The sequence below is a fragment of the Pirellulales bacterium genome (assembly GCA_019636345.1).
Classification (GTDB): Bacteria; Planctomycetota; Planctomycetia; order Pirellulales; family Lacipirellulaceae.
Genome location: JAHBXQ010000006.1, coordinates 328,562 through 335,430 on the forward strand (window position 1 = coordinate 328,562; position 6,869 = coordinate 335,430).

Genomic DNA, 6,869 nt, shown 5'->3' on the forward strand with positions numbered 1-6,869 from the left:
CCTATTCAGCTTGAATGGCGAGGCGAAACCAGCGGATGACCGAAATGCAATCTTCAAAACACCAGAATGCCACGAACGCCTCGCCGTTGGACAGGTGAACAACGGTCGGACACCCGAATCTAAGCGAACTCATCTTCGCAACTCCGCCGTCCAAGTCAGCAGCGTCGCCATAGCTGGGGCTCCCCGTCCACAACTGCAAGTCGGCCTTTGGAATCCATTGGTCGCCGTCAATTCGCGCCAGTTGCGCCCATAGACCCGGTCTGTCGACGCGACGATACACTGCCAGCACGCGATTGGACGGCAATCCCAAAACGCGGCACGTCTCTCCCTTCAGCGGCGCATCGCGGCATGCTCCAAACGCGAATCCGTCGTTCGAGAAGGCGATCCGATTGGACAGCGAGCGAGACTGCGCGATGTCGTAGTTCCAGCAGATCGCAAGGACGCGGCCGTCGCTGAGTCGAGTCAAGGCTTGTTCGAAGGCGCCTAGCGATGGATGGTCTTGACGAACGACCTGAACCAACTCGCCCCACGTTTCGCCCCCGTCGCGAGAGGCGAACGCCAGTCCGTCGTGACGCCAAGGGCTTTCTCGGCCTGACCAATCCGGCCAAGCGCTGGTGACTACCAAGAGTCGGTCCTCCCCTATGGAGAAGGGGGGGGCGCACGTTTCAAACGATGGCCAGTCCACGGGGAGCGAGACGGAGAGCGGCCGGGACCATGTGCGGCCTCCGTCGAGAGATCGCTGAGTTACGAAGTCGGTACGACAGAACCCGCGCGTCTCGGGATTCAAGAGTCCCAGGTCCGGGCGACTCCGATCGAATAGGCATCCCCAGGCCAACAATTCGCCCGGCCTGACCTGTCCCACGCGGCACGTCGTCGAGACAATGTGCGTCCGCTCGTCGGGCAAGAGAATCGCGACCGGCTCGCTCCACGACTCGCCGCCGTCGCACGATCGGCTGCATACCGATCGAACGTCGATCGCCTCAAAGGCGCTGCCGAGGTCGAAAGCGACGAAGACCTCGCCCGACGGAAGTTCTGCCGCCGTCGGAAAGAACGCATGGCGACTGTGCAAATGGGGCAGCGGATTGCGATAAACGATTCCCGTGCCGACAACTTCAATCGTCCCCATGGGTCTCGACTCATGCGCAGCAGGATAGGCTTGGGATACGCCATTGACAGAGAGTTATTTTACGAGCAAAATAAACCACCGCAAGTCGGCGCTGACTTGGACTGGTTTTGCACGAGTTGGGCTGCAATACCAGGCATCTTGGAGCGCGATCCGACGCTGACCGATCGTCCCTCGCTTGATGTTCCCTTTCTCCAAAGATCAATGACGCCGACTCAGTCGCTGCTTATCGCGATGAACGTGGCCCCGGTTGATTGGTGGATACTGGGAGGTTCGTTTGTTCTGCTCCTGACGATCGCTGTCAAGATCAACCAGCAGTGCCGCAGCGTGGCGGACTATCTCATTTCTGGCCGCAAAGTGCGACTGTGGCTGGGCATGGGCGCTGGCATCGCAGGCGAGGTCGGTTTAGTCACGATTGTCTCCATCTGCGAGCAGGGCTATCTCCGCGGATTTGGTTTCATTCTTATCGGCCTGCTCAGCACACTCATCCTGGCACCCCTGTTCGGAATCTTCGGTTTTGGCATCGAGCGATTTCGAGCGTCGAAAGTGATGACCGTATCGCAGTACCTCGAGATGCGTTATTCGCGTCGACTGAGGATCCTCTCCGGCATTCTCAATGCACTGGCTGGCGTGCTGCAGATGTGCATTTTTCCGATCATCGGCGCTCGCTTTCTACGGGCTCTAATCGACGCGCCTGCCGTCGTCTCCCAGTGGGGACTGACCGCCCCCACGGAATGGATTCTCATGGGAGCGCTCCTGAGTTGCACCGTGATATTCACGTTTCTGGGCGGTTACGTGACGCTTATCGTCACGAACTTTCTGCAGATGATCGTGATAATGGTGGCGATCTATTGGCTATTTTTCTATCTGATCGCCGACATCGGCGTTCAAAACCTATGGACGACGTTGGAGAATACTAAAGGACTCGCAGGCTTTTATCCGTTTGCCGCTGAAGGCGACGCTTACGGCTTCGTCTGGTTTTCCTGGCTGATGACGATGAGCGTTCTGCTGCAGTTCTCCTATGGACCCTACCTGCAGAAGTACGCCTCGATGGACCGTCCCAAGACGGTCTCGCGCGCATTCTTGTTAAGCTCTCTCTTTACGAACGGTCGTACGTTCGTGGTTCTCGGGCTTGGTGTGTGCGCGCTCGCCGCGCTCGGCGAAACTCCCCCAGACGCGCTGGGAGCGTCAAAGGCCGAATGGAGTACCTTGGCGACGCCTTACTACCTGTCGTCCGTGGTACCGCCCGTACTGATGGGCGTGCTGTTGTCCGGTCTGGTGTTCGCCGATATCTCGACGACAGATCAATATGTCTTGAGTTGGTCGACCGCGATCGTCAACGACTGCATTTGCCCGTTCTTGAAGAGTCCCCTGTCGCCCGAAACGCACATCCGCGCCGTTCGTATGACGATCGTCGCCTTGTGCGGCCTCTTCTTCGTATTCGGCATGTTCTACTCGCCGACTCTGCCGCTGTGGGACTATTTGTGGCTGTGTGCCAATATCATCGGCGGCACGGGGATCGCAATGCTCATGGGCATGTATTGGTCCAAAACGACGACAGCGGGAGCCTACGCGGCCGTCCTGATCTGTTTGATACTTCCGCTTGCGGACTTGGCCTCGCGACAGATTTACGCAATGCGACATCCGGACGGCATCTATCCCATTGCTTCAGAAACGACGGGACTCGGGACATACGTCATTGCGCTCGTCGCGTTGGTAGTCGTCTCGCTGGCATCCGGCGGGCCCACTCGGTTCTGGGATCTTGCACGCGACGTGCAAGTTCAGAACGAAGCTGAGGCATAGCATTTCACGCGAACCCCGCAGCACCCCCTCCTCTCCGCTTCCAATGTGGACTATCACTTTCAACTCGGACCTTGCCCCCTGGTCGCAGTTCGTCTTCTGGTACGTAGCGATCAACGCCGTTTTGTGCGCACTATTTACATTGGTTGTCGCAGTCGGCGGAGCGTTCGATCTCAGGTTTCTGTGGCGAGCCCTGCGCGAGGGAGACGTCGACGAGGCCGACGATGGACGAGTGGTCGAACGCGGGCCGGCTTCGCCGGAGAGGACGGATAAGTATCGTCAAGGAGATGCGCGTGAGTAAGACTCATCAAGTTCTCGTGATCGGCGGCGGATCAATCGGCGAGCGTCATGTCCGATCCTTTCTCGCCACAAGACGGTGTACCGTCGCTGTGTGCGAACCGAACGAGTTACGTCTCCGACAACTTGCCGACAGGTACGATCTGGCCGCAGATTTCAAGAGCACGGATGAACTGACGGATTACGTTCCTGACATCTCTGTGATTGCGACGCCCGCTGACTTGCACGTTGACCAAGCGATCGCACTTGCCCGTCGAGGATCGCACCTGCTGATCGAGAAGCCGTTGAGCACGTCACTGGAGCGGGTCGCCGAACTTCTCGACATCGTGAAGAGTCAGGATCTCATTGCCGGCGTCGCTTACGTATACCGCGTACACCCAGCGTTGACTGCAATGGCGGCGGAACTCGCGTCGCAACGCTGGGGTACACCCAAGCAGTTCATTATCGTTGGCGGCCAGCACTTCCCGACGTATCGTCCTCAGTACCGTGAAATCTATTACAACAACCCCGCTCAGGGAGGGGGCGCCGTCCAGGATGCTCTCACCCACTTACTGGATTGCGGGCGTTGGCTTGTCGGTCCGATCACCCGCCTCTGCGCCGACGCCGAGCATTTGGCTCTGCCAGGCGTCGAGGTCGAAGACGCCGCCGCCGTCTTGACCCGACAAGGCGAGGCTCTGGGTTGTTACGTGTTAAACCAGTTTCAAGGGGCTGACGAATTGACGATGACAGTCGTCTGCGAACGGGGAATGTGCCGCTTCGAAAACCACTTGTCTCGGTGGCAGTGGATCGACGGCGTCGCCGGCTCTTGGCACGACGTTCCGACTCCGCTGCGCAACCGCGATGATCTCTATCAGCGACAAGCCGAAGCGTTTCTCGACGCAGTCGAACGACACGTCGATCCTCCCTGCAGTCTTGTCGAGGGCGCATCGACTCTTGCCGCCTGTCAGGCAGTGCTCGACTCGTGGCGCGAGCAGCGGTGGGTCGAACCGATTCAAATCACTTGATGGTGGCAAGCTTACCCAACGGATCGATCGATCAATGAGCAGTGATTATCGCCTATTCGAATCAATTGCCGGGCGGGGAGTTCCGAGCAGCGATCTCCCTTTCAGCCCGGCCGTGCGCTGCGGCGAGTTCGTCTTCGTGTCCGGTCAAGCCTCGGTCGACGGGGAAGGGCGCATTGTCAGCGATACGTTTTCCGGGGAAATGCGACGCTCGTTCGAAAACCTCAGGCATGTGCTGGCGGGTGCTGGACTTACGCTACGGAACGTTGTCAAGCTCTCCGCATTTGTCGCGCAACAGGAGGATCTGCCGGAGTTCAACCGGATCTACCGCGAGTATTTCGACCAGCCGTATCCTGCGCGGACGACAATCGTCGGATGCTTGGGCGATCTTCTCAAATTCGAAGTTGATGCGATTGCCGTCCATCCGCCGCTCGAATAGCTGTCTCATACGCAAGTCGCTAGCTCAGGTCCCTTATTGATAGCCCAGTACGATCACAACTTTACGCCTCCATGTCCGTTCTCGATAAATTTCGCCTCGACGGAAAGCTCGCGTTGGTGACCGGAGGAGCCGGTCCGCTGTTCGGCTCCTGTTGCACGCAGGCGCTCGCGGAAGCAGGCGCCACGGTGATCACCGCGTCACGTTCGCTGGAAAATAACCGAGCCTACGCCGGAAAGCTTTGCAAGCTGGGTTTCGCGGCTCACGGTCTCTCGGTCGATTTGGGCGACGGCCGGTCAATTGATGCGCTCCATGACGAAATCGCCTCTCGTTTCGGTCCGGTTGATATTCTGGTAAACAGCGCACTGTCGCGTCCTCCAGACATGAACCCGATCGAAAGCGTCACGCTCGAGTCCCTTGCTAGCTCAGCGCAGGCGGATCTGGTGGGCCTGATCTGGACTTGCAAGCGATTCTGCGCCGATATGGTCGAACGCGGCCAAGGAAGCGTGATAAACATCGGGAGCATCTACGGCGTGGTGGGGAACGACCCGGGGCTATATGCTTCGGCCGGCAATCGACCGCCGATCGTGTATCCATTCCTCAAAGGGGGCGTGACGAATCTGACCCGGGCATTGGCCGCCCAGTACGGGCGGAGCGGGGTTCGCGTCAATGCCGTCTCGCCAGGAGGATTCGACCCGCAAAGTCCCCCGGCGTTTCAGGAAGCCTATTGCGCACGCTGTCCGCTGGGACGGATGATGAACGAGGAAGATCTGCAAGGGGCTGTCGTATTTCTCGCCTCCGACGCCAGTCGATACGTCACTGGCGTCAACTTGATGGTGGACGGCGGCTGGACCGCGATCTAGCTCCGTCCGTTCGTTTCGGGACGCTGCTCGCGTCCCTGTCTTCAACGCACACCGAGCGAATCTGATCCAATGAGACTTGTCAGTTTTGTTTCCGCCGATGGCCGGTTCCTTCCTGGAGTCATGTCGGGCGACGACGTGATCGACCTTTCGACGCACCTGGATGCGCGTCCGTCCTCGATTCAGGAAGTTCTCGAACTTGATCTGCTCGCCGAAGCGGAACAAGTTCTTCACGACAAATCAACTCCGCGCCTCGCCCGCCCGCCCCTCGCAGCCCCGATACTCAAGCCGGGGGGCATCCTCGGTATCGGGCTCAACTATCGCGATCACGCTCTCGAGAGCGGCATGCCCATCCCGTCAGAGCCGATTGTGTTCGTTAAGTGCGTCTCCGCCCTTGCGGGGCCGGACGAGGCGATACACTTGCCTTCCACGAGCAGCGAGGTCGACTACGAAGCGGAACTGGTCGTGGTCATCGGGCGGCGAGCACGCCACGTCCCAATGTCCGAGGCCATGGACTACGTCGCCGGATATACAATCGGCAACGACGTCTCGGCCCGAGACTGGCAGCTCAAGAAACCGGGAGGACAATGGACGCTCGGAAAATCGTTTGAGACGTTTGCTCCGATTGGTCCTTGGCTCGTCACGAAGGATGAGATTCCCAACCCACAGTCTCTGGCAATCTCCCTCCGCTTGAACGGGGAGACGATGCAGCAGTCCAATACGAATCAGCTCATTTTCTCGGTCGAGTCCGTCGTTTCGTACTTGTCGGCCATATTCCCTCTCAATCCGGGCGATCTTATCTTCACGGGAACTCCTCCGGGCGTAGGTTTTGCTCGCCGACCTCCCGTTTACCTTCAAGACGGCGACCTTTGCGAGGTGGAAATCGAAGGAATTGGGGTTCTCCGCAATTCGTGCGTCCTTGAGCTGTGAACGAGTCTGAGGCATCAAGCCGCAATCTGCGGTCGAAGGCTAGCGTGTCTATGTGATTGACATTTGAAATAGCTTCTTCCTCACTCTTGGCGTTGCCGCAGCCCGACACTTCCTGCAATTGTCGAGTCGCCTCTTCAGTGTGGGGCGACATCTGACTACCATACGCATGGCAAGTCAACAGGCGTTGCCAACCACCTCATGGTCTTGAGATTACGCGCACCCGTTCGCCAAGCGTCCCGTTGGAAACAGACTGTATTGCGAGCTCGTCGCTCCCCTCCGCCTGCTCTCCCTGTCCTGCCTCAGTCGGAAGTGGAATTCTCCTTGACAGTCGTTAGCATGACGCACGAAGGAGACCCTTGCGATGTCCAGCGATTCTCAGGCCCCCTCGTCGGGGGAGCCGCGGCGTGAGCGGCGCACGTTTT

6 protein-coding genes are annotated in these 6,869 nt (G+C 58.8%); 5 read left to right on the forward strand and 1 reads right to left on the reverse strand.

The window, feature by feature from the left end:
- Position 1 precedes the first annotated feature (1 nt).
- Positions 2 to 625, reverse strand: coding sequence for an exo-alpha-sialidase (locus KF688_15800; protein ID MBX3427141.1), 624 nt, complete (start codon positions 623 to 625; stop codon positions 2 to 4).
- Positions 626 to 883: 258 nt separating this feature from the next.
- On the opposite strand from KF688_15800, the gene KF688_15805 reads away from it, so the two are divergent.
- The 5 genes from KF688_15805 (at position 884) to KF688_15825 (ending at position 6,447) form a co-directional block, all read left to right on the forward strand.
- Positions 884 to 2,926 carry a sodium:solute symporter family protein gene (locus tag KF688_15805; GenBank protein ID MBX3427142.1) on the forward strand — a complete coding sequence of 681 codons (2,043 nt, stop codon included), beginning with the start codon at positions 884 to 886 and terminating at the stop codon, positions 2,924 to 2,926.
- Between the two features lie 221 nt (positions 2,927 to 3,147).
- A complete protein-coding gene (locus KF688_15810; GenBank protein ID MBX3427143.1) occupies positions 3,148 to 4,224 on the forward strand; it encodes a Gfo/Idh/MocA family oxidoreductase in 1,077 nt (358 codons plus the stop codon).
- A gap of 34 nt (positions 4,225 to 4,258) precedes the next feature.
- Complete coding sequence (locus KF688_15815; protein ID MBX3427144.1) at positions 4,259 to 4,660, forward strand: RidA family protein; 402 nt, start codon at positions 4,259 to 4,261, stop codon at positions 4,658 to 4,660.
- 71 nt (positions 4,661 to 4,731) lie between these two features.
- Positions 4,732 to 5,520 (forward strand): SDR family oxidoreductase, encoded by a 789-nt coding sequence (locus KF688_15820; GenBank protein ID MBX3427145.1) that lies wholly within the window; start codon positions 4,732 to 4,734, stop codon positions 5,518 to 5,520.
- 69 nt (positions 5,521 to 5,589) lie between these two features.
- Entirely contained in the window at positions 5,590 to 6,447 is an 858-nt protein-coding gene (locus KF688_15825; protein ID MBX3427146.1) for a fumarylacetoacetate hydrolase family protein, read from the forward strand.
- The last annotated feature ends 422 nt before the right edge of the window (positions 6,448 to 6,869 follow it).

Coding starts and splice junctions, on each gene's coding strand:
- KF688_15820 (MBX3427145.1), top strand. CDS start 4,732: ATGTCCGTTCTCGATAAATTTCGCCTCGACGGAAAGCTCGCGTTGGTG.
- KF688_15825 (MBX3427146.1), top strand. CDS start 5,590: ATGAGACTTGTCAGTTTTGTTTCCGCCGATGGCCGGTTCCTTCCTGGA.
- KF688_15810 (MBX3427143.1), top strand. CDS start 3,148: ATGGACGAGTGGTCGAACGCGGGCCGGCTTCGCCGGAGAGGACGGATA.
- KF688_15815 (MBX3427144.1), top strand. CDS start 4,259: ATGAGCAGTGATTATCGCCTATTCGAATCAATTGCCGGGCGGGGAGTT.